Origin of the sequence: Paramicrobacterium salitolerans (assembly GCF_051513965.1) — a bacterium.
GTDB lineage: Bacteria > Actinomycetota > Actinomycetes > Actinomycetales > Microbacteriaceae > Paramicrobacterium.
The window spans coordinates 2,440,375-2,461,749 of record NZ_CP195847.1 but is presented as its reverse complement, the minus strand read 5'-3'; the positions used below and the strand labels follow the sequence as shown (position 1 = coordinate 2,461,749).

19 protein-coding genes are annotated in these 21,375 nt (G+C 66.7%); 8 read left to right on the top strand and 11 right to left on the bottom strand.

Features of this window, described 5'->3' with window-relative positions; genetic code table 11:
* Positions 1–168 precede the first annotated feature (168 nt).
* Positions 169–2,319 carry an ATP-dependent Clp protease ATP-binding subunit gene (locus ACSAGD_RS11830; protein WP_437582955.1) on the top strand — a complete coding sequence of 717 codons (2,151 nt, stop codon included), beginning with the start codon at positions 169–171 and terminating at the stop codon, positions 2,317–2,319.
* Positions 2,320–2,391: 72 nt separating this feature from the next.
* Here ACSAGD_RS11830 and ACSAGD_RS11825 read toward each other — a convergent pair whose 3' ends face one another.
* Positions 2,392–2,976: a nitroreductase family protein gene (locus ACSAGD_RS11825; RefSeq protein ID WP_437582954.1), complete on the bottom strand. Its 585-nt coding sequence runs from the start codon at positions 2,974–2,976 to the stop codon at positions 2,392–2,394.
* Positions 2,977–3,087: 111 nt separating this feature from the next.
* On the opposite strand from ACSAGD_RS11825, the gene ACSAGD_RS11820 reads away from it, so the two are divergent.
* The 3 genes from ACSAGD_RS11820 (at position 3,088) to ACSAGD_RS11810 (ending at position 6,043) form a co-directional block, all read left to right on the top strand.
* Positions 3,088–4,338, top strand: coding sequence for a sensor histidine kinase (locus tag ACSAGD_RS11820; protein ID WP_437582953.1), 1,251 nt, complete (start codon positions 3,088–3,090; stop codon positions 4,336–4,338).
* Complete coding sequence (locus ACSAGD_RS11815) at positions 4,335–4,979, top strand: response regulator (protein ID WP_437582952.1); 645 nt, start codon at positions 4,335–4,337, stop codon at positions 4,977–4,979. Before ACSAGD_RS11820 ends, ACSAGD_RS11815 begins: the two co-directional genes overlap by 4 nt.
* Before the next feature lie 74 nt (positions 4,980–5,053).
* On the top strand, positions 5,054–6,043 hold the full coding sequence (locus tag ACSAGD_RS11810; RefSeq protein WP_437582951.1) for a hypothetical protein: 990 nt from the start codon (positions 5,054–5,056) through the stop codon (positions 6,041–6,043).
* A gap of 8 nt (positions 6,044–6,051) precedes the next feature.
* Here ACSAGD_RS11810 and ACSAGD_RS11805 read toward each other — a convergent pair whose 3' ends face one another.
* The 5 genes from ACSAGD_RS11805 to ACSAGD_RS11785 form a co-directional block, all read right to left on the bottom strand.
* Complete coding sequence (locus ACSAGD_RS11805) at positions 6,052–6,423, bottom strand: hypothetical protein (RefSeq protein ID WP_437582950.1); 372 nt, start codon at positions 6,421–6,423, stop codon at positions 6,052–6,054.
* 64 nt (positions 6,424–6,487) lie between these two features.
* Complete coding sequence (locus ACSAGD_RS11800) at positions 6,488–7,576, bottom strand: threonine aldolase family protein (protein ID WP_437582949.1); 1,089 nt, start codon at positions 7,574–7,576, stop codon at positions 6,488–6,490.
* 61 nt (positions 7,577–7,637) lie between these two features.
* On the bottom strand, positions 7,638–8,159 hold the full coding sequence (locus tag ACSAGD_RS11795) for an SRPBCC domain-containing protein (protein WP_437582948.1): 522 nt from the start codon (positions 8,157–8,159) through the stop codon (positions 7,638–7,640).
* Between the two features lie 75 nt (positions 8,160–8,234).
* On the bottom strand, positions 8,235–9,326 hold the full coding sequence (locus ACSAGD_RS11790; protein WP_437582947.1) for an ABC transporter permease: 1,092 nt from the start codon (positions 9,324–9,326) through the stop codon (positions 8,235–8,237).
* A complete protein-coding gene (locus ACSAGD_RS11785; protein ID WP_437582946.1) occupies positions 9,323–10,207 on the bottom strand; it encodes an ABC transporter ATP-binding protein in 885 nt (294 codons plus the stop codon). The genes ACSAGD_RS11790 and ACSAGD_RS11785 overlap by 4 nt, the downstream gene beginning before the upstream one ends.
* A gap of 230 nt (positions 10,208–10,437) precedes the next feature.
* Here ACSAGD_RS11785 and ACSAGD_RS11780 point away from each other — a divergent pair, with 230 nt between their 5' ends.
* Entirely contained in the window at positions 10,438–12,183 is a 1,746-nt protein-coding gene (locus tag ACSAGD_RS11780) for a thiamine pyrophosphate-binding protein (protein ID WP_437582945.1), read from the top strand.
* Positions 12,184–12,319: 136 nt separating this feature from the next.
* Positions 12,320–12,748, top strand: coding sequence for a hypothetical protein (locus tag ACSAGD_RS11775; protein WP_437582944.1), 429 nt, complete (start codon positions 12,320–12,322; stop codon positions 12,746–12,748).
* Here ACSAGD_RS11775 and ACSAGD_RS11770 read toward each other — a convergent pair.
* From ACSAGD_RS11770 to ACSAGD_RS11760, 3 genes are read right to left on the bottom strand one after another with little or no spacing between them, the layout of a single operon-like run.
* Positions 12,715–13,383: a response regulator gene (locus ACSAGD_RS11770; protein ID WP_437582943.1), complete on the bottom strand. Its 669-nt coding sequence runs from the start codon at positions 13,381–13,383 to the stop codon at positions 12,715–12,717. The genes ACSAGD_RS11775 and ACSAGD_RS11770 overlap by 34 nt on opposite strands.
* Positions 13,380–14,690: a sensor histidine kinase gene (locus tag ACSAGD_RS11765; protein WP_437582942.1), complete on the bottom strand. Its 1,311-nt coding sequence runs from the start codon at positions 14,688–14,690 to the stop codon at positions 13,380–13,382. Before ACSAGD_RS11765 ends, ACSAGD_RS11770 begins: the two co-directional genes overlap by 4 nt.
* A gap of 52 nt (positions 14,691–14,742) precedes the next feature.
* Complete coding sequence (locus ACSAGD_RS11760) at positions 14,743–16,158, bottom strand: DUF6421 family protein (protein WP_437582941.1); 1,416 nt, start codon at positions 16,156–16,158, stop codon at positions 14,743–14,745.
* A gap of 271 nt (positions 16,159–16,429) precedes the next feature.
* On the opposite strand from ACSAGD_RS11760, the gene ACSAGD_RS11755 reads away from it, so the two are divergent.
* Complete coding sequence (locus ACSAGD_RS11755) at positions 16,430–17,089, top strand: hypothetical protein (RefSeq protein WP_437582940.1); 660 nt, start codon at positions 16,430–16,432, stop codon at positions 17,087–17,089.
* Entirely contained in the window at positions 17,086–18,981 is a 1,896-nt protein-coding gene (locus ACSAGD_RS11750) for a YhgE/Pip family protein (protein ID WP_437582939.1), read from the top strand. The genes ACSAGD_RS11755 and ACSAGD_RS11750 overlap by 4 nt, the downstream gene beginning before the upstream one ends.
* A gap of 409 nt (positions 18,982–19,390) precedes the next feature.
* Here ACSAGD_RS11750 and ACSAGD_RS11745 read toward each other — a convergent pair whose 3' ends face one another.
* Both ACSAGD_RS11745 and ACSAGD_RS11740 read right to left on the bottom strand, forming a co-directional pair.
* Positions 19,391–20,464 carry a Glu/Leu/Phe/Val dehydrogenase dimerization domain-containing protein gene (locus tag ACSAGD_RS11745; RefSeq protein WP_437582938.1) on the bottom strand — a complete coding sequence of 358 codons (1,074 nt, stop codon included), beginning with the start codon at positions 20,462–20,464 and terminating at the stop codon, positions 19,391–19,393.
* A gap of 137 nt (positions 20,465–20,601) precedes the next feature.
* Positions 20,602–21,375, bottom strand: a complete 774-nt coding sequence (locus tag ACSAGD_RS11740) for an SDR family NAD(P)-dependent oxidoreductase (protein WP_437582937.1) — start codon at positions 21,373–21,375, stop codon at positions 20,602–20,604.

Sequence of the window (21,375 nt, the reverse complement as noted above, 5' to 3'; positions counted from 1 at the left end):
TGCGCCCGTCCCGATCCGCGGACGCAGGTCAATACTGGCGGCGAAAACCGCATAAACATAGCCATTTTTGACGGGCGAGTGTGGGGAATATCCAGGCACATCCCAAAGTTGAGTATTGTAGACTCAAGTTTTGAAACCGGCTTGACCCCTGCAATAGGAAGGACACAGATGGCAAACATGCAGGGTGCGCCCTCCTCGCAGGAGGAGTCGAAGAGCGCACTGGAACAGTTCGGCGTCAACCTCACCGAGATCGCCCGGGCAGGCAAGCTCGACCCGGTGATCGGTCGTGACGCCGAGATCCGCCGCGTCAGTCAGGTATTGACACGGCGCACGAAGAACAACCCCGTGTTGATCGGTGAGCCCGGCGTCGGCAAGACCGCCGTCGTCGAAGGTCTCGCGCAGCGCATCGTCGCGGGCGACGTTCCCGAATCCTTGAAGGACAAACAGCTCGTCTCGCTCGACATCTCGGCGCTCGTCGCCGGTGCGATGTACCGCGGCCAGTTCGAAGAGCGCCTGAAGAGCGTGCTGAAAGAGGTCAACGAGGCCGAAGGTCAGATCATCACGTTCGTCGACGAGCTGCACCTGCTGATGGGTGCTGGCGGGGGCGAAGGCTCCGTCGCGGCATCCAACATGCTGAAGCCCATGCTCGCGCGTGGCGAGCTGCGGCTGATCGGTGCGACGACTCTCGACGAGTATCGTGAATACATCGAGAAGGATGCCGCGCTCGAACGCCGCTTCCAGCAGGTGTACGTCGGTGAGCCGAGCGTCGAAGACAGCATCGCGATCCTCCGCGGCCTCAAAGGCCGCTACGAAGCGCACCACGGGGTCACGATCACCGACGGCGCGCTCGTCGCCGCGGCATCGCTCAGCAATCGGTACATCACCTCGCGGCAGCTGCCCGACAAGGCGATCGACCTGATCGACGAGGCCATGAGCCGTCTCAAGATGGAGATCGACTCGTCGCCCGTCGAGATCGACGAGCTGAAGCGGCAGGTCGACCGCATGAAGATCGAGGAGCTCGCCCTCAAGAAGGAGAAGGACGAGGCCTCGAAGGAGCGTCTGGCGAAGCTCCGCGAGGAACTGGCTGAGAAGCAGACCGAACTGACCGAGCTGGAAGCACGATGGGAGCGCGAGCGCAGCGGGCTCAACCGCGTCGGCGAGCTGAAGAAGAAGCTCGACGAGGCGAAGACGGCACGCGACAAGGCGATGCGCGAGGCGAACTACGCCGAGGCATCCAAACTCGAGTACACGACCATCAAGCAGCTCACCGAGCAGCTTGCCCAGGCCGAGCACGAGAGCGAGCCCGAAGAGCCGCGCATGGTGAACGAACAGGTCACCGAGGACGACATCGCTGCTGTGATCGCGGCGTGGACGGGCATCCCCGTTGGTCGGCTTCTGCAGGGTGAGACCGAGAAGCTGCTGCATCTCGAGTCCGAGCTCGGACGTCGCCTCATCGGTCAGAAGCGTGCGGTGAGTGCGGTGGCGGATGCCGTTCGCCGCAGTCGTGCCGGAATCTCCGACCCGAACCGTCCGACCGGATCGTTCATGTTCCTCGGCCCCACGGGCGTCGGCAAGACAGAGCTCGCCAAGGCGCTCGCGGAGTTCCTCTTCGACGATGAGAAAGCCATGGTGCGCATCGATATGTCGGAGTACGGCGAGAAGCACACCGTGTCTCGACTCGTCGGTGCACCTCCCGGGTACGTCGGGTACGAGCAGGGCGGCCAGCTGACCGAGGCGGTCCGCCGTCGCCCCTACTCGGTGATCCTGCTCGATGAGATCGAGAAGGCTCACCCCGAGGTATTCGATGTGCTGCTGCAGGTGCTCGATGATGGACGCTTGACCGATGGTCAGGGCCGAACCGTCGACTTCCGCAACACCATCCTGATCCTCACCTCGAACCTCGGTTCGCAGTTCCTCGTGGACCAGAACCTGTCGTGGGAGGAGAAGGAGCGTTCCGTGCAGGATCTCGTGCGTCAGGCGTTCAAGCCGGAGTTCGTCAACCGGCTCGACGACATCGTCGTGTTCTCGGCGCTGTCGCAGGACGAGCTGGGCGAGATCGTCGAACTGTACATCGGGCGTCTGCAGACCCGACTGAGCGAACGTCGCCTCGAGCTGGCCGTGACGCCGGATGCTCGGGCCTGGCTCGCCGATCGCGGCTACGACCCGATCTACGGTGCGCGTCCGCTGCGTCGCCTCATGCAGAAGGAGATCGACGACCGCCTCGCCACCGCGTTGCTCGCGGGTGACGTGCACGACGGCGACACGGTCCGCGTCGACCTCGATGCGGCCGCTGATCACCTCACGGTCTCGTCCGTGTGATCACGCGCTGCTGACGAGGGGCGGTCGAGCTGAGGCTCGGCTGCCCCTCGTTGCGTCACTGGGCGCGGATCGTCAGGCGTTGACGAGGACGATCTCCTCCAGACTCTTGCGTTCGCGGGGTGCGATCTCCCGTGCCTGAAGAATTTCGTCGCCCAGCGCTTCCGGGGGCGCGAGAACGCCGAGTGCCGTGACTGACACGACGCGATAGCGGTCGTCGAGGTTGAAGGCCGCCTTGATCCCCTCGGCGTCGAAGCCGCCCATTTGATGCACGTGGAGACCGTCTCTGTGTGCTTGCAGAGCAAACGTCGCCGCTGCCTGTCCCAGGTCGTACTCTGCCCAGCGGAGCTCGGCGCCATCACTGCCCTTTGTCTCGGCGACATTCGCGATGAGCGCTGCGGCCGTGACAGCCCACTTTTGGTTGAAACCGAGCAGATTGTCCACGACCTGTGCGTGCTCTGGTGTTCCCCGCCTCGCGACGATGAAGCGCCAAGGCTGTGTGTTCGCCGCGGAAGCCGCCCAGCGGGCGGCTTCGAGTGCAGCGGTGATCTTCGACTCCGGAACCTCCGCTGTGATGTCGAAGGATCGTGGACTCCACCGTCCCGCGATCACCTCCGAGATTGGTGCGCTGGTAACGGCGATGCGATCGTGCGGCGTCATGGATCTCCTCTCGATTTGATGGGTTCAACGTATGCAAACGTATTCGGGCGTGAGCGATATTCCCCCGTGTGGGGGAGGCACGAACACCGAGTCTGGGGCACGATGGAGACCGTGACGACACGCACGGGTGCTTCGTCCGTCGCCGCGACCATCTGGCGACGGCTTCTCGTGCTGCTCATCGGCGGTCTTGTCGCCCTTCCGTACGGTGCGATCGGGATCTGGGCGGTCAGCGTCTGGGTTTCTGGGCAGCTGCCTCTGGCCGCGCGGCTGACGAGCCTTGTCATCGTCGCGATTCTGGTCATCCCCGCTGTGCTTCCGGTGACGCGCGCCCTTGAGCGCACGGTCGCGAACCAGCTGCTCGACACGGCCATCCCCGAGCCGCGGCACCGCACGCGCCCGGCGGACACTGCGCGGGGAGCACTCTTCTTCGCCGGGCACATCGCCTCCGGCGGCATCCTGATTCTCGGCATCGCCTTCGTGTTTCCCCTGCTCACGGTGCTGATCGCAGATGCTGTGGCCGCACGTCCGTCCGAGGAGAGCGCGACGATGCTGCGCGAACTGATCTCGGTCACCGACGTGGACCCCGCGATGATCCTGATCATCTGCGCCCTCGCGTCGGCGCTGATCGTGGTGTGCACGATCGCGGCGGGCTACCTGCTTCCGTGGTACGCACAGCTGCTGCTCGGACCGTCGCGCGATGAGCTGCGCGCTCGCGACGCCGAGAGAACGCGCGAGCAGCAGCGCCGCGGAGAACTCGCCCGAGACGTGCATGACTCCGTCGGACACGCCCTCACCGTGACCATGATGCAGGCGCTCGTGGCGAGGGGAGCAGTCGAGAGCGACCCGGATGCCGCGCGCGCCGCGCTCACCGAGATCGAACGCGTCTCTCGCGGCGCCGTCGCCGAGCTCGACTACGTGCTGAGCGTGTTGCGCGACGGCGACGGACCGCGAGGCGATCGTGCACCGGAGCAGCGCACCCTGGCTGATGTGGAGCGCCTCGTCGCGGAGACGCGTGCGACCGGGTTCGAGGTCGATCTGCGCATCGACGGCGCGCTCGCTGCTCTGCCGGCCAGCCTCGGACGGGAGGCTTACCGTATCGTGCAGGAGGGAATGACGAACGCGCTTCGCTACGCGACCACGCCGCGCGTGACCGTTGCACTCACGGCAGGTGCGGAGGAGGTCAGCGTCGTGATCGAGAACGAGACCGACGCGGCACGTGTGATCGCGGGACGCGGACTCACGGGACTCCGCGAGAGGGTCACGCTGCTCGGCGGAACGGCGTCGACCGGCATCCACTCGGGCCGCTGGCGGCTGGCAGCTCGACTGCCCGTTCGGGGCCCGCAGAATGTGAGGTCCGCATGAGCATCCGACTCGCCCTCGTCGACGACGAGCCGCTCGTTCGCGCCGGCCTGCGCACCATCTTCGACGCGGATCCGTCGCTCACGGTGATCGCGGAGGCCTCCGACGGCGACGAGGTGCAGGCCCTGGTTGACTCGGAGAGGCCCGACGTCGTCGTGATGGACGTGAGGATGCCCCGCATGAGCGGCATCGAAGCGACGCGGAATCTCGTGAGGCGACCGTCGGCGCCGCGCATCCTGATTCTCACCACCTTCGACAGCGACGACCACGTCTACGACGCACTCAAAGCGGGAGCAGACGGCTTCGTCGTCAAGCGTGCCGAGCCCGCCGAACTGGTGCGTGCCGTGCACACGGTCGCTGCGGGAGAATCTCTGCTGTACCCGGCGCGGATCCGCTCGCTCGCAGCGCGAACCGAGGAGAGCGGCGACCGGCTCGCCTCGGCGGGCCTCAGCGCGCGCGAGGGCGAGGTGCTGCGGCTTGTAGCCCGAGGCCTGACGAACGGGCAGATCGCCGCGGAGCTCTTCGTCGGCGCCGAGACCGTCAAATCGCACGTCGCGAGCATCCTCATGAAGCTCGGCGTGCGAGATCGCACGCAGGCGGTCATCGCGGCCTACGAGACACGGTTCATCGAGCCCGGGCAGTGAGAATCCCCCGGCAGGTCACGTGATTCCCCCGCACGGGTGGCGACCAGGATGCCCCGGCTCACGAGGCTGGGAGCATGACAACCACATCAGCACTCACCGCACGCGCCGTCGGCTCTCAACGCCGCCTTCTGCGCGTCACGCTCGCCGCCGCGCTCGCCTGGTCAGCCGGGCTCGTCGTGGCGGCCGTCCTCTGGGGAACCGGCATCGCGCCTCTGCCGTTCGCGGCGTTCGACCCCGAGGCATTCAGCTCCCTCATCGAGATGCTCCCCGCCGCAGCGGCGACGATCGTGCTCGCCCTCGTCGGTGCGGTCGGTGCGGCGCTCGCCGTGATCTGCCTGCGTTCGCGCGTTCCGTCGCCCGCGATGATCGGCGTCTTCGCCGGCATCCTCACCGTCTTCTCGACCATCGTCGTCGCGGATGCCCGCATCATGGCGGTCGTCGGGTACGCGCTGAGCCTGCGTTTCGTGCCCCTCGACGGGGCCACCGGTCTGCAGCTGGCGATGCTCGTCGGCTCGGCACTGTGGATCGCCGCGGCGGTTCTTGCTCCGGCCGGACGCATCGTTCCCACCACGGGGCGTCCCGTGACGCCGCTGGCTCGCACAGCCGTCGCGGTCGCGGTCGTGATTCCGCTGCTGTACGCGGCCGTGCGGTTCGCGTGGGCCGCGGGCATCCCTCTCGGTATCACGGACGCGATGCTTCGCGACGGGCAGGAGAGCGGCCTGTGGGGCATCGGCTTCGGGCTTGCGAGCGTCGCCACCGCCGTCGCGCTGCTCACGCTCGGGCTCGTGCAGCGTTGGGGCGAGCGTCTTCCGCGCTGGGTGCCGTGGCTCGGCGGACGTCGTGTTCCTGTCGCCCTCGCGGCAGTTCCGGTCACGCTCGGCGGACTCGTCATCTTCGGCGGCGGAGTGATGTTCGTCCGCGTCGCCGCGTCCGATGCTCTGCCGCTCGCCGAATCGTGGGCGACGCTCGGACCGGAGACACTCTGGCCGCTCTGGGGAATCGCCCTCGGGGTCGCCCTCACCGAGTACGTGCGCCGTCGCGTTCGGATCCGCGAAGCCGTATAGGCGATGCCTCAGCGGGGGAGGAGCGGCATCGGCATCCCGATCTGCACGAGAGCGGAGCCGATGCCGTATCCGACCGCGCACACGAGCAGCCCGATGATCGGCACCCAGTACGCCATGCGGCCGGTCAGGATGCGCCGCACCGTCCACACGGTGAAGATGACGACGGCCGAGATCGGCAGCCACAGGGCGATCAGCGTGCCCGTGTTGATCAGCGTGAAGTTGCAGTACCGCCCGACCTCGATGCACGGAATCGTGGAGAGGCCCAGCATGCTGCTGACCAGCAGAGTGAAGCCGACCGTCATCACGAGCAGGACTTCGAGTATGACCGATGCCACGAGGTCCCACTCGGGTCGTGAGGAAGCGGGCGTGCGGCCAGGCATGCGCTCAGTATCGCACCGCAGTCTGGACGGTTCCGCAGACGGCACGTGCCCCGATCAGGGGGTCTCAGCGTGCGCTGAGGGCACCTCTGACGGCGTCGACGAACGCGTCGACATCGGCCTCGGTCGTGTCGAACGAGCACATCCACCGCACCTCGCCCGTCGAGGCATCCCAATCGTAGAACCGGAACCTCTCGCGCAAGCTGTCAGCGACACCCGCGGGCAGAGTGGCGAAGACGGCGTTCGACTGCGTCTTCTGCGAGAAACCGAGGCCGAAGATCTCACCGTCGGCACTCAGCTTCTCGAGGCTCTGGCGCAGCCGCGCCGCCATACTGTTCGCGTGCGAGGCCGACCGCAGCCACAGATCGCCCTCGAGAAGAGCGATCAGCTGCGCAGAGACGAAGCGCAGCTTGGAGGCCAGCTGCATGTTCATCTTGCGCAGGTAGACGAGGCCGTCGGCTGCGGCCTCGTTCAGCACCACGACCGCCTCACCGTAGAGGAGGCCGTTCTTGGTTCCGCCGAAGCTCAGAACATCGACACCGGCATCCCTCGTGAACGTGCGCAGCGGCACATTGAGAGCTGCAGCGGCGTTCGCGAGCCGGGCCCCGTCCATGTGCAGGGTCATGCCGAGCTCGTGCGCATGATCGGCGATCGCTCGCACCTCGTCGGGCGTGTAGACGGTGCCGACCTCGGTGGACTGCGTGATCGAGACGACGAGCGGCTGTGCCCGGTGCTCGTCGCCCCAGCCCCACGCTTCGCGGTCGATGAGCTCGGGTGTGAGCTTGCCGTCGGGAGTGTCGACCGGCAGCAGCTTCATGCCGCCGACGCGTTCGGGCGCCCCGTTCTCGTCGACGTTGATGTGGGCGGTGGATGCCGTGACCACGGCGCCCCATCGCGGAAGCATCGATTGAAGCCCCACGACGTTGGCACCCGTTCCGTTGAACACGGGGAACACCTGGGTTCCCTCACCGAAGTGCCGTTCGAACACCTCGGTCAGGTGGGCCGTGTAGACGTCCTCGCCGTACGCGATCTGGTGGCCGCCGTTGGCCGCGCTGATCGCGTCGAGAATCTCGGGGTGTGCGCCCGCGTAGTTGTCTGAGGCGAATTGCTTGAGTTCAGGATCATGCAGAGGCTTCACCCCTCCATCCTCGCGCATGTGCGCCGCGACGGAGGGTGCACGAACGTGCGCGGTGCGCACACATTTTGCGATTCCCGGGTCAGCCGAACAGCTTGGCGTACTTGTCGTACAGCTCGTCCCATCCGGCGGCATACGCGGCGTCCCCGACGACCGGCGGAACGTCCGCGCCTCCGGCAACGGCATCCAGCGCTTGCAGGCAGAGGTGCCAGCCCGCAGCGAGGCTCGGCGCGATGTCTCGGTCGTCGAACCGGTGGCTGAAGTACACGATGGTGCCGTCCGCGGTGGGAGCCAGCTCGATGTCGATGCGGTCTCCGGCCCAGTCGAGCGACAGCATCCTGAGCACTGCCGAGGTCAGCACCATGCCGGGGTTCGCGTTCGCCGTCGGGTCGTCGGTCTGGCGAAGCGAGACCTGACCGAGGGAGTCCAGATCGCGGTCGTGGGCGAACGGCGCCCATGTGCTCACGCGGTCGCGCTGCGTCAAGCACTCCCAGAGCGGCGCGGCCTCGTGATCGAGGTGCCGTTCGAGCGCAAGCACCTGGTGCGGACCCGTGTCGGTGAGCGCGGCACTGATCGGGTGCTGGGGGAGGTCGCTGGCAGCCATGTCTCCAGTCTGCGTGACAGATGCCTCGCCGTCCATAGAGTCGGACGGCGAGGCGTCTGTGGCTCGGATGCGCGGTCAGCGCGAGAGCGCTTCGCCCCACTTCACGCGCGAGCCCATCTTGAGCAGCGAGTTCTCGTAGATGCGCGCGCCGATCATGACCACGATGATGGCGGATGCCGCGAGCACGACGAGCGAGAGGATCGGCTCCCACCAGGCCGCCGTTCCGAGGAACAGGCGCATCGGCATTCCGACCGGGGCGGAGAACGGAACGTACGACATGATGCCGAGCACGATGGGGTTGTCGTGGAACAGGATGACGAGGAAGTACGGCAGCATCACGAGCATCGTGACTGGGGTCGTCGTCGACCCGATGTCCTCCTGCCGCGAGACCATCGAACCTGTCGCGGCGAACATCGCGGCCAGCAGGATGAAGCCCACCGTGAAGAAGCCGACGAACCAGACGATCGGCGCACCGAGGCCGAGCAGCAGGTCGTTCTGCCCGATGACCGTGAGCCCGATGATCGACAGCACGGCGAGGATCGCGATCTGCGCGAACGCGAGGATCGAATTGCCGAGCACCTTGCCCGCCAGGAGGATCCGAACCGGGATCGTCGACATCAGAATCTCGATGACGCGTGTCTGCTTCTCCTCGACGACGCTCTGGGCGATGACCTGACCGAAAGTCATCGCCGACATGAAGAACACCAGACCGAATCCGATCGCCACGAAGTACGCGAAGATGGGGTTCTCGGAGTCCGTGTCGAGCAGCATCACCTCGGGCGAGACGCTGAGCTGAGCGATGAGCGAGCTCGGAGCCTCGGTGTCTGCGATGATGGCGACGCCGATCGGGGAATCGTCGGGCACGAGCGCGGCATCCACCTCGCCCTCCTTCACGAGAGTCTTCGCTTCGTCGGCGTCTGCGACCTCTGTGACGTCGAAGCCGTCGACTCCCTCAAGCGCTGCGCCCGCCTGGCCGACGACCGCGACCGGGGTGTCCGATTGGTTCTGAGCCATGAGGCCACCGACGATCATGCCGCCGATCGCGACGATGAAGAGGATGAGCGTCGAGATCACGAACGCCTTGCTGTGCAGGCGAGCGGAGATCTCGCGCTCGGCGACCAACCAGGTGCTCGACACCAGACGCGGCTCTGCAGTGGTGGCGCTCATGAGATGACCTCCTTGAAGATCTGTGCGAGTGAGGGATGCTGCGGGGTGAACGTCGTGACCGCGCCTTCGGCGACCGCGCGCTGGAGCACCTGCTGCGCGGTCTGGTCGTCGTCCACATCGAAGAGTGCGTAGCCGCCGTCGAAATCGAGCACAGTCACGCCGGGCGTCTCACGAAGCCAGCCGGCGTCGCCCGTGAAGACGAGCTCGTAGCGGTTCGTCGAGTGCTCGGAGCGCAGCTGTTCGCGGGGGCCGTCCGCGCGGATCTCCCCGCTGGCGATGATCACGAGGTCGTCGCACAGGCGTTCCACGATGTCGAGCTGGTGACTGGAGAAGAGCACCGGGACACCGCGCGCGGCGTAGTCACCGAGCACGCCGACGACGGTGTCGACAGCGATCGGGTCGAGGCCGGAGAACGGTTCGTCGAGGATCAGCATGGTCGGCTCGTGAACGAGTGCCGCGGCGATCTGCGCGCGCTGCTGATTGCCGAGCGAGAGATCCTCGATCGGATCGTTTGCGCGCTCCGATAGGTCGAGGCTCTCGAGCAGCCCCTCCGCGTTCGACTTCGCGTGCGCGGCGCTCAGGCCGTGCAGCCGGGCGAGGTAGACGAGCTGATCGGCGACCTTCATCTTCGGGTACAGCCCGCGTTCCTCGGGCATATAGCCGAAACGACGTCGATCCGCGGCAGTGAGAGGAGCACCGTCGAACGTCACGGTTCCGGCATCAGACGACAGCAGCCCCAGGATCATGCGCATGGTGGTCGTCTTGCCGGCGCCGTTGCCGCCGACGAAGCCCGTGAGCTTTCCGGGAGCGACGGAGAAGGTGACGTCGTTCAGAACGCGGCGGGTGCCGAAGCTCTTCGTGATTCCCGATATCTCGAGCACGGTGCATCCTTTCGTCGAGTGTGCTTCAACGCTATGGTCCGGCACCGACCTCGGGCATCCGCCGCCAGGCGGGTTTCGGCTCTCCGCCGCGCGGCGGAGGCGGCTCCCGCCGCGGCATCCCGTACACGCCTCACCGGCAAATGAAAACCCCTAGCCTCACGGCCGATTCTGAGTAGCGTGAAGACGGACGACTGAATGATGTGGCACCGCCATGGCTGAAAGGAGTTCGTATGCCCACCGTGAGCGACTTCGTCATCGAACGAATCAGAAAATGGGGAGTGACCAGAGTCTTCGGCTTCCCAGGAGACGGCATCGGAGAGTTCGACGGTGCCCTCGGCAGAGCCCAGCGGGAGGGCGAGGGGCTCGACTACATCAGGCCGACGCACGAGGAGATCTGCGCCCTCATGGCGACCGCGCACGCCAAATTCACGGGCGAGGTCGGTGTGTGCATGGCGACCTCGAGCCCCGGAGCGTTCCACATGGTGAACGGGCTCTACGACGCGAAGATGGACAATCAGCCGGTCGTCGCCTTCGTCGGGCAGCAGGGACTCAACGCCATCGGCACCGCCAACCAGCAGGTGAGCCACCTCGAGCGGACCTTCGACGACGTCGCGGTTTACGTGCAGACGATCGTGTCGCCGGAGCAGGCGCAGGCGGTCGTCGACACCGCGTTCCGCACGGCACGGACGCGACTCGGACCCGCCGTCGTGATCATGCCGCACGACGTGCAGGGGATGGAGATCGCGCCGCTCGAGCCGGAGAACTGGGTGTCTCGCTCCAGCGCGGTGGCGCCGTCGATGCGGCTCTCCCCACCGGAGGACGAGATCGTCCGGGCTGCGCAGATCATCAACGAGGGCTCGAAGGTGACCTTCCTCGTCGGTCACGGCGCGAACGGCGCGACGGACGAGGTGCTCGAAGCCGCGAGGAAGGCAGGCGCGGGAATCATCACCGCGTTGCGCGCCAAGCACGTCGTGCCCGGAGACGTTCCCCATCACACCCAGCAGCTGGGTCTTCTCGGCTCGCTGCCGAGCTACAACCAGATGAAGGAGTGCGACACGCTCGTGCTGCTCGGCACGAATTACCCCTATGGGCAGTTTCTGCCGGCGAGCGGGCAGGCGCGCGCGATTCAGGTGGACCTCAAGCCCGAGCAGATGGGTCTGCGCTACCCGACAGAGCTCAACCTCTGGGGTGACGTGAAGACGACGCTCACCGCGCTTCTTCCGCACCTCGAGACCAAGACCGATCTCTCGTGGCAGGACAAGGTCGCCGACGAGATGGCGCACTGGGAAGACGAGATGGAGTCCCAGGCGCTGCAGACCTACGAGGACGGCGTGAACCCCCGCCGCGTCTACCACGAGCTCAACCGGCGACTGCCCGCAACCTCGATCGTGACAGCGGATGCCGGAACCACGGCCGACTGGTACGGGCACCACATTCGCCTGCAGCGCGGCATGATGGGCGACCTCTCCGGACGTCTGGCCACGATGCTCGCCGCGATGCCGTACGCCGTGGCCGCGAAGTTCGCGCACTCGGAGCGACCGGTCATCTGCACGATCGGCGACGGTGCGTTCCAGATGCTCGGAATGAACGAGCTCATCACGGTCAAGAAGTTCATGAAGCGGTGGGACAACCCGCAGTTCATCATCGTCGTGCTGCACAACGACGACCTCGAGCAGGTCTCGTGGGAGATGCGCACGGAGGACGCCAACCGGCCTGGAGCACCTCGCAGGACGTCGAGTCGGTGGACTATGCCGGCTGGGCGGAGCTGCTGGGCTTCACCGGCATCCGCGTGCACACCGACGACGAGGTCGAGCAGGCCTGGGACAGAGCGTTCGCGACGCAGGGCGTCACCCTCATCGACGCGTACACGAGCCGGAATGTGCCGCCGCTTCCGCCGCACATCACGTTCGAGTTCGCCAAGAGCACGGGGAGGCGCTGCTGAAGGACGACCCGCACACCGCGCAGGTGATCCGTGATTCCGCGCAGTCGCTTCTCACCGAGGGAATCGAACGGGTCAAAGGCACGCTGCACATCGGGGACTCGTAGCGGAACGAAGGCGACTGATCGCAGAGGCTGAGACCCACATGACGCCACACCTGCGACACTGGAGTCATGTGGTTTCGACCGGGCAAGCGCCCCACGCTGAAGACGACGACCGATGCCGAGGGGACGACGCTCGGCATCGGAGTGCCCGTGTACGTCCGCGATCCCGGCGACGAGTACCGCGACACCTTCCCCGGCGAGCCGACGGGCCTCATCGTCGGGCTTGCCTCGACGCTTCCTCGCCGCGGCATGACGGCGCAGTCGCTGCAGGCGCGCATCTGGACGGTGGCGTTCGACGAACCACAGCACCTGCGAGACGGCCGCGGCCCATTCGAGACGGCGGAGATCTCCGAGGAGCTGCTCATGGCCGCGCCGCCCGTATCGGCAGACGACACGCTGCTCGGAGACGACGCTGCGCGTGACGAGACCGCCCGGTCACGAGGCTCCGCGTCGGGGAACAGCGATCAGGAGCCGGGAACGACCACACCGTTCTCATAGGCGAAGATGACCGCCTGGATGCGGTCGCGAAGCTGCAGCTTCTGCAGAATCTTCGAGACGTGGGACTTCACGGTGGCGTCGCCGACGAACAGCGTCGAGGCGATCTCGGAGTTCGAGAGGCCCTGCGCCACCAGGCCCAGCACCTCCCGCTCACGCTCGGTGAGTTCAGTGAGACGTCCGTCTGCTGCGATCGGAGGGTGAGAGGATGCCGTGGCCGGAGCCTCCGAGAACTTCGCGATCACCCGCCGCGTGACCTCCGGTGAGAGCAGCGCGTCACCCGCGGCGATCGTCCGGACCGCCTCCACGAGCCTCTCCGGACTCGAGTTCTTGAGCAGAAATCCGCTCGCGCCGGCGGCCAGCGCCTCGAACAGGTAGTCCTCACGGTCGAACGTCGTCAGGATGATGATCGCCGCCCGCGAGGCATCCGTGATCTCGCGCGTCGCGGCGAGACCGTCGAGCACGGGCATCTGCACGTCCATGCAGATCACATCCGGGTTCAGTCTGCGCGCGAGTTCGACCGCGCGGCGACCGTTCTCCGCCTCGGCGACGACCTCGATGTCAGGCTGCGCGGCGAGGATGATCCGGAAGCCGGCGCGGACCAGTTCGTGATCGTCGGCGAGCAGAACGCGCGTCATGTGGCAGCTCCAGCGGTGTCGTGGTCGGCGGGGACGGAGGGGATGCTGGCGCGGATGAGGTAGCCCCCGCGTGACCGGGGGCCGATCTCGATGCGCCCGCCGACCGCGGCGATGCGTTCGCGCATGCCCACGTGGCCGAGCGCACCCTTTCGAGGTTTCGAGGGCACGAAGCCGGTGTTGGCGACTTCGAGCTCCACCTCGGCATCCTGAAATCTCAGACGAACATCGGCGGTCGCATCGGCGCCCGCGTACTTCCGGGCGTTCGTGAGGGCCTCCTGCGCAATGCGGTACAGCGTCAGCGCGACGGTCCCCGCGACCTCGCGCTCAATGCCAAGCACCTCGTAGCGCGTCGGCAGGCCGCTCTGCGTCGACTCATCGGCCAGGCGACGGATGTCATCGAGGCCGATCGTGCTCACGGCAACCGTCGTCTCCTCACCCGTCGTGCCCTCGGTCTCGCGCAGCGTCGTGACGAGCCCGTGTAGTTCGTCGATCGCGGCGCGAGCGTTGTGCTCCACATTGGAGAGCGCGCTCTTCGCGGCATCCTGGTCGAGATCGATCACCGTGCGCGCCGCCCCCGCCTGCACGCCCATGACCGAGACGTGGTGCGCGACGACGTCATGCAGCTCGCGTGCGATGCGTACGCGCTCGAGAGCGACCGCCTGTGCCGCGGAGCGCTCGCGCTCACGCTCGAGCTCCCGCGTGCGATCCTCCAGCTCCGCACGCTGACGGGCGGAATTGTATGCATGAGTACCGAAGTACGCGGCACCGCCGAAGTACAGGATGTTCGTCATGATCTGGATGCCGAAGTAGGCGAGCATCGCCGTCTGCGTGCCGAAGCCGTTGAAGTCATCGCGGATGCCCGAGTCGGTCGCAGAGATGAACATGGCCGTCGCCAGCCAGATGAGCATCGCCCCGATGATCGCGCCGAGTGTGAACCGCACGAACCGCCGATCGCTCACCCACGCGCCCACCGTGTACATCGAGACGAACAGGATGATCTGGCTGAACAGCAGCTCAGGTGCGCCGAGCTCGATGCCCACGATGTACGCGGCCGACACGACGAGCGCGACCGTGCATGGCCACCGTCGGCGCAGAGCGATCGCCCCGCACATGACCGCAGACCAGATGATCGTCACCCACATCGGCGCGGTCGCGTCTCCCATCGCGCCGGCGAGTCGGTAGAGAACGCTGCTCGGCAGCATGCAGCCGAAGAGCACGAGCGCGCCGAGCAGGTCGCGACGCCGCTGAAGCGCGGTCGCGGCCGGCCTGCGCCAGCCGTGCGCGGACGGGTCCGTGAGCTCGCTCATGCCTCAACGGTAGCGGGGCGGATGCGTGCTGGGCATCCGCCCCGAGGCGGATTCAGTCTCTCCCGGTGATGCCTGACGTCGACTCGATGACGTCGCCCATCTTCTTGCGGAGCGCCTCATAGAACATCGACAGCGGGAACTCATCGTCGAGCACGGCATCCGTCATTCCTCGCGGTGGCCCCATGAGCGTCTCATCATCGAGACCGCGCGCCCACGCCGAGGCGGGGTGCGGCTCGAGCACCGAGCGCACAAGCTCGTAGGCCGCGAGCCAGTGCGCCGTCTTCGGACGGTCGATCGACCGCCAGTACAGGTCGTTGATCGCCTCGCCGAGCGCGACGACGACATCGGGAACATCAGCCCAGTCGATTGTGAGCTTCGTGTCCGTCCAGTGCAGAACGCCGCGCTGATGCATCCACGCGAACAGCAGCTGTCCGCCGAGTCCGTCGTAGTTGCGACTGCGCGAACCGGTCAGCGCGAAGCGGAAGATCCTGTCGAAGATTACCGCGTACTGCACGAGCTTGGCGTGCCGCAGAATCTCGCGCTCGGCATCCGTGAGTGGGTCGCCGTCGCCCGCGTCTCGCGCGGAGAGCTCGCGCTCGAGCCGCACCGACTCGCGGAACGCGGTCATGTCACACCGCATCTCCTCGAGGGAGTACAGAAAGTACGGCATCCGCTGCTTGATCATGAACGGGTCGAACGGCAGATCGCCGCGCATGTGTGTGCGGTCGTGGATGAGATCCCACATGATGAAGGTCTCTTCGGCCAGCTTCTGGTCGTCGAGCAGCTCGCGGGCGTCGTCCGGCAGCTCGAGTTTGGTGATCTCGGATGCCGTCGACACGACGCGCCGGAAGCGCGCGGCCTCACGGTCTGAGAAGATCGCGCCCCACGTGAACTGCGGAATCGCGCGCATCGCGACGGTCTCGGGGAACAGCACGGCGGCGTTCGTGTCGTATCCGGCCGTGAAGTCGATGAAGCGGATGGGAACGAAGAGCTTGTTCGAGAAGTCTCCGGCCTCGAGTTCTGCGACGAAGTCGGGCCACAGCACCTCGACGAGCACCGCCTCGACGTGGCGATCGCGCGATCCGTTCTGCGTGTACATCGGAAACACGACGAGATGCGCGAGACCGTGCACACGGTGCTGTTCCGGCCGGAAGGCGACGAGCGCGTCGTAGAAGTCCGGCACCCCGAAGCCGTCGTCTGCCCAGCGGCGGAAGTCCGCCTGCACGGCCTCGAGGTACTCGGCGTCCCAGGGGAAGAGTGGTGCGAGCTCGCCGACGGCGTCGATGATCGCCGCCACGTGATCGCGCGCGGTAGTGTGCGACGCGGCATCCTCGATCGACCCGTCCTTGGACTGCAGCGGGTGCAGCGCTTCGGCCGACTGCTTGAGGCTCAGCCACGCCGGGTTCGTCGCGAGGACGTCGGGATCAGGCGTCGGGCTCGCGGGGGTGTCGACGGTGGTGATGGACATGTGAGCCTCCTTGCTCGATCGCGGTCATCTCGTGTGATTCTGAGCGTACGCGGATTTCCTTCGTGAAAATGCGAGTTCTCGGTTGATACTGCTGCTCGTTGCCGCTAGAAACGCATGAAAAGTGCGTCGAGAGGATGCTCAACGAGCAGAACCGCTGTCCACTCTCGACGTGACTCAGCTGCACGTGCGTGCAGGGTTCCGGAAGAAGCACGACGTACGCCAGCATGAGACGTATCGTGTGAAGGTTGACGTCTAGCAAGCGAGGGGTGCTATGCGCATCGAGTTGAACGCCGTCACGAAGGGCAAGTCCGCGGAGGTCCTGCCCGCGACATCCGTGACACTCCAATCTGAGCACGCAACGTTCGTGCGCGCCGAGACCGAGCAGCGGCCGACCGTGCTCGGGCTCATCGCGTCCGGTCGGATGAAGCCCACCGAGGGCACCGTGACGATCGACGGCGAGGACTCGCCGAAGCGTCTCCGGCGGGCGGTCGCACTCATCGATGCACCCGACATCAGCGATCCGGCGCCGAACGTCCCCGTGTGGCGCGTCGTGAGCGAGGAGCTCATGTTCGCCGGTCTTCCCTCGCACCCCCTTGCGGTGCGTGACGCGCTCGACGAGCTGCACCTCACCGCCGTCCGGCGGCGCGACATGTCGCAGCTGGAGTCAACAGACCGGGTGAGGATGCTTCTCGAACTCGCGTCTCGTCGTCCCGGCGTCGAGGCCCTCGTGCTCGTCTCTCCCGACCGTCACGGCGGGGACCCAGCCGAGTGGTGGCACGTGTGCCGCAGGTTCGCCGCCCGCGGCTTCGCCGTTCTCGTCATCGCGGGGTACTCCTCGGCCGCCGCGATCAACAGTCTCTCCGGCCCCGACGTCACCGACACGGTCGCGGCCGATTCCATTCCGCTCTTTCAGACGGGAGAACTCTCGTGAAGATCTTCGCGATGCTGCGCGCCGAGTTCGCGCGCCTGACCGCGACGCCCATGGCAAAGCTCGCGCTCCTCGCCCTCATGGTGGTGCCGCTGCTCTACGGAGGTCTCTACCTCTGGGCCAACCAAGACCCCTATGAGAACCTCGACCAGGTGCCGGTGGCCCTCGTCGTGGATGACGAGGGAGCGACCGTCGGCGACGAGTACACGAACTACGGCGACGAGATCGCCGAGTCGCTGCTCGAAGACGCCACCTTCTCGTGGAGCCGTGTGAGCGCGGCATCCGCTCGTCATGGCGTCGAAGCGGGAGACTTCGACTTCTCCGTCACGATTCCCCGCGATTTCTCGGAGTCGCTGGTCTCCTCACAGGGCAAAGACCCGCATCAGGCCGAGGTCGTGCTGACCACGAACGACGCGAACAGCTACCTCGCCTCCACGATCGGTGAGACGGCGATCAAGCAGATCAAGCAGCAGATCGTCTCGCAGGTGAACAAAGAGGCCGCGACGCGCATGCTCGACGCGATCGCCGAGATCAGAGTGAACCTGGTGGATGCCGTCGACGGCGCGAACCAGCTCGTTGATGGTGCCGATACAGCCCACGGCGGCGCGAGCGATCTGGCTGACGGTCTCAAGACGCTGTCGTCCGGCGCCACCGAGCTGTCCAACGGTCTCGACGAGCTGCAGTCGAAGACATCCTCTCTTCCGAACCAGACGAAGGCGCTCTCCGACGGTGCGTATCAGGTGGCTCAGGGCAACCAGAAGGTCGCAGATGCAGCGGACGCCGTCGGGGCGGCATCCGCTGAATTCAACAACGCGCTGCCGGGCGTTCGCGATGACATCAGCGCGTACCTGACGGAGCAGGGCTTCGATCAGGAGCAGATCGACGCCGTGCTCGCCAAGCTCGATCCGCTCGGTACGAAGGCCGACGCGGTGAACGGCAAGGTGCAGAGCACAGTGTCATCCATCGACGAACTCTCCTCGGGGGCCTGGCAGGTGTCGAACGGGGCGAAGACGCTCTCCGATGCCATGCCGGCGCTGACGGCGGGTATCAACTCCGCGGCTGATGGTGCACAGCAGCTTGAGGACGGCGCGAAGACCGCCCACGACGGCTCCGTGACGCTGCGCGACGGGCTCAGCACCCTGCTGGACGGCATGACCGAGCTTCGCGATGGACTGCAGGACGGCGTCGACCAGATTCCAGACTCGTCGAAGGAGCTCCGCGCACAGCAGGCCGACACGATCGCCGATCCGGTCGACCTCTCGACCGCGGCGGTCACCAAGGCGGGCACGTACGGTGCGGGTCTCGCGCCGTTCTTCGTCGCGCTTGCCGCGTGGATCGGCATCTACGCGCTGTTTCTCATTGTGAAGCCGGTCTCGAAGCGTGCGATCACCGCGATGCGTGCGCCGCTGCGCACGACGCTCGCCGGGTGGCTCATGCCGGCCGGTCTCGGTGCGATTCAGATGGTGGCGCTGTACTTCATCGTGTCGGGCGCGCTCGGGTTCCAGGTGCATCAACCCTGGGGTGCATTCGGAATCATGGCACTGTCGTCGATAACGTTCGCCGCGATAATTCTGGCGCTCAACGTGTGGTTCGGCAGTGTGGGGCAGTTCCTCGGGCTCGTGATGATGGTGGTGCAGCTCGTGACCGCCGGCGGAACGTTCCCGTGGCAGACGCTGCCCGAGCCGTTGAGAGCGCTGCACTTCGCCTTCCCCATGCCGTACACGGTGGATGCGCTGCGACAGTTCATGTACGGCGGCAGCTACCAGGCCGCGGCGAACGATGCGCTCGTGCTCGTCGGCTGGCTCGTCGGGGCGCTCCTGCTTACTGCACTCGGCGTCGCGAGGATGACGAGGTTCCGCACGATGCGGGACCTGGAGCCGAGCCTCATCGGCTGACGCGCACCGGGCACCGGGCACTGCGCACCGCGCACCGCGCACCGGGCACTGCGCTGCAGACGCTGCAGGCTGCGCCTTGCGCCTTGCGCTCTGCGCCCTGCCCGCACGCCCGCACTCGCACTGGGCACTGCGCAGCACGCGCGGCATGCTGCGCCCGTGCCCTCGCGCCGTGCTGCGCCCGCCCGCGGCGTGCGAAAGACGTTCAGGTGTACCGGATACCGCTTTCCTGGTTCGGGAAAGCGGTATCCGGTACACCTGAACGCGCGGGGCGCGGCGCTTGGGACGAGGCGCGGCGCTTGGGACGAGGCGCGGCGCGCGGGACGGGGCCCCGCGGGACGGCGCTTGGCAGGGCGCGGCCCGCGCGGCGCAGAAGGGCACGACGGCCCAGGGCTCCCGACGATGCCGGGGGTCAGACTCCCGCGGGCACGGACTCGAGACGAGACTTCGCGAGGCGCTCCGCCGCTTCGAGGGTCGTGATGCTCTCGGCCTGCGCCTGAGCGAAGATCGCCCGCAGCGTGTCGCCGATGTGCTCGACGCGCTCCTCCACAGCCGCCTTGTCGGCTCCGGGACGCGAGGCCATGTCGATGTAGATGACACCGCCTGCGTTGACGACGAAGTCGGGGGCCCAGAGGATGCCGCGCTCAGCGAGCTGCTCAGCACCATCGTGCCGCGCCAGCTGGTTGTTCGCCGCACCGACCACGGCCTTGCAGCGAAGCGAGGCGATGACCTCAGGACTGAGCGCACCGCCTACGCCGCACGGGATGAACAGGTCGGTCTCGAACTGGTGCTCGTCGCCGGGCTCGATCCAGCTCGCGCCGATCTCCTCGGCCAGGGCCTTGCGTGCGGGGTTGACGTCCGTCACGATCAGTCGCGCGCCCTCGGCGGCGAGGCGACGTGCGAGCCGTCCGCCCACCTGGCCGAGCCCCGAGATGACGGCACGCCGGTCAGCGACGACCGGACTGCCGAAGACGGTGTCGAGCGTCGCGGTGACCGCGGAGTACACACCGGCGGCAGTCGCGTCGCTCGGCTCTCCGACACCGCCGCGGTCGGCGGGAAGACCCTCGACGTAGCGGGTGCGCTCGGAGACCGTCGCCATGTCCTCTGCGGAGGTGCCGACGTCCTCAGCCGTGTAGTAGGAGCCGCCGAGCAGTTCGACGGCGTCGCCGAGGTCGAGCATCGCGTCGCGTTTGCGCTCGGCATCCAACACCGTTCCCTCGGGAACGAACACGACCGACTTGCCACCACCGCGAGCGAGTCCCGCCGCGGCGTTCTTGTACGTCATGCCCTCGGAGAGGCGAAGCGCATCGGCGACAGCGTCGCCCCATGAGCGGTAGGTCCAGACGCGGGCTCCGCCGAGGGCAGGGCCAAGAACGGTTGAGTGGACGGCGACGCAGATGGTGAGACCGGATCGCGCACCGCGGGTGATCAGCACATTCTCGTGCTCGGGCTGCGCGTCTGCGAATACGGGATTGGGTGACGACATTGTCAATCTCCTTGTGGGCGATGGTGCGATGTTCCTGGGCCCGGGTGGGGCCCACATGCGGCGCTGGTCTTGCCCCATGCTCCTCCAGTTTCACGCAACTCGGCGAGAAAGGCCACCGGCTAATCGGTGCACCGGGATCAGTGCATCGTCATGCCGCCCGTGACGTTCAGCGACTGGCCGGTCATGTACGCGGAGAGGTCGCTCGCGAGGAAGAGCACGACGTTCGCGACGTCCTCGGGTTGGCCAGTTCGGCCCAGCGGCACCTGACTCTGGTCTTCTCGCTCGATGTCCTCGGGAGAGAGCCCGCGGATCGCCGCCCCCTCAACGCGTTCGCGGCGCTTCATGTCGGTTTCGATGATGCCGGGGCAGACGGCGTTCACGGTGATGCCGTCGCGCGCGAGCTCGACCGCCATCGTCTTGGTGAGTCCCAGCACCGCGTGCTTCGAGGCCACATAGGAGCTCATCGCTCGGTAGCCGTTCTTGCCGGCCTGTGATGCGATGAAGATGAGTCGTCCGTCGGCATTCGCAGCGACGAGACGTCGAGCGACGTGTTTTGCGGCCAGATAGGTACCGCGTGCGTTCACCGCTTGATTGAGGTCCCAGTCGCGCGTCTCGCTGTCGATCGTGAGACCCATGGTCGAGGTTCCGGCGGCCGTGACGAGAAGGTCCACCGTGCCGATCGACTCCGCGATGCGATCGATCGTCTGGACGACATCTGATTCGGAGCTCACATCGAGGTGAATGCGCCATTCGCGGTCGCCGACGCGTGTGAGTTCAGCGTCAGGATGCCCCAGGTCGGCGCTCACGACGGTCGACCCCTCCGCCAGGAGGCTCTCCACGATGGCGCGCCCGATGCCTCTGCCGCCGCCGGTGACGAGCGCGATGCGCCCCTGAAGCTCGGGAAAGCGCAC

Coding starts and splice junctions, on each gene's coding strand:
- ACSAGD_RS11830 (WP_437582955.1), top strand. CDS start 169: ATGGCAAACATGCAGGGTGCGCCCTCCTCGCAGGAGGAGTCGAAGAGC.
- ACSAGD_RS11825 (WP_437582954.1), bottom strand. CDS start 2,976: ATGACGCCGCACGATCGCATCGCCGTTACCAGCGCACCAATCTCGGAG.
- ACSAGD_RS11815 (WP_437582952.1), top strand. CDS start 4,335: ATGAGCATCCGACTCGCCCTCGTCGACGACGAGCCGCTCGTTCGCGCC.
- ACSAGD_RS11810 (WP_437582951.1), top strand. CDS start 5,054: ATGACAACCACATCAGCACTCACCGCACGCGCCGTCGGCTCTCAACGC.
- ACSAGD_RS11805 (WP_437582950.1), bottom strand. CDS start 6,423: ATGCCTGGCCGCACGCCCGCTTCCTCACGACCCGAGTGGGACCTCGTG.
- ACSAGD_RS11800 (WP_437582949.1), bottom strand. CDS start 7,576: ATGCGCGAGGATGGAGGGGTGAAGCCTCTGCATGATCCTGAACTCAAG.
- ACSAGD_RS11795 (WP_437582948.1), bottom strand. CDS start 8,159: ATGGCTGCCAGCGACCTCCCCCAGCACCCGATCAGTGCCGCGCTCACC.
- ACSAGD_RS11790 (WP_437582947.1), bottom strand. CDS start 9,326: ATGAGCGCCACCACTGCAGAGCCGCGTCTGGTGTCGAGCACCTGGTTG.
- ACSAGD_RS11780 (WP_437582945.1), top strand. CDS start 10,438: ATGCCCACCGTGAGCGACTTCGTCATCGAACGAATCAGAAAATGGGGA.
- ACSAGD_RS11775 (WP_437582944.1), top strand. CDS start 12,320: ATGTGGTTTCGACCGGGCAAGCGCCCCACGCTGAAGACGACGACCGAT.
- ACSAGD_RS11770 (WP_437582943.1), bottom strand. CDS start 13,383: ATGACGCGCGTTCTGCTCGCCGACGATCACGAACTGGTCCGCGCCGGC.
- ACSAGD_RS11765 (WP_437582942.1), bottom strand. CDS start 14,690: ATGAGCGAGCTCACGGACCCGTCCGCGCACGGCTGGCGCAGGCCGGCC.
- ACSAGD_RS11760 (WP_437582941.1), bottom strand. CDS start 16,158: ATGTCCATCACCACCGTCGACACCCCCGCGAGCCCGACGCCTGATCCC.
- ACSAGD_RS11755 (WP_437582940.1), top strand. CDS start 16,430: ATGCGCATCGAGTTGAACGCCGTCACGAAGGGCAAGTCCGCGGAGGTC.
- ACSAGD_RS11745 (WP_437582938.1), bottom strand. CDS start 20,464: ATGTCGTCACCCAATCCCGTATTCGCAGACGCGCAGCCCGAGCACGAG.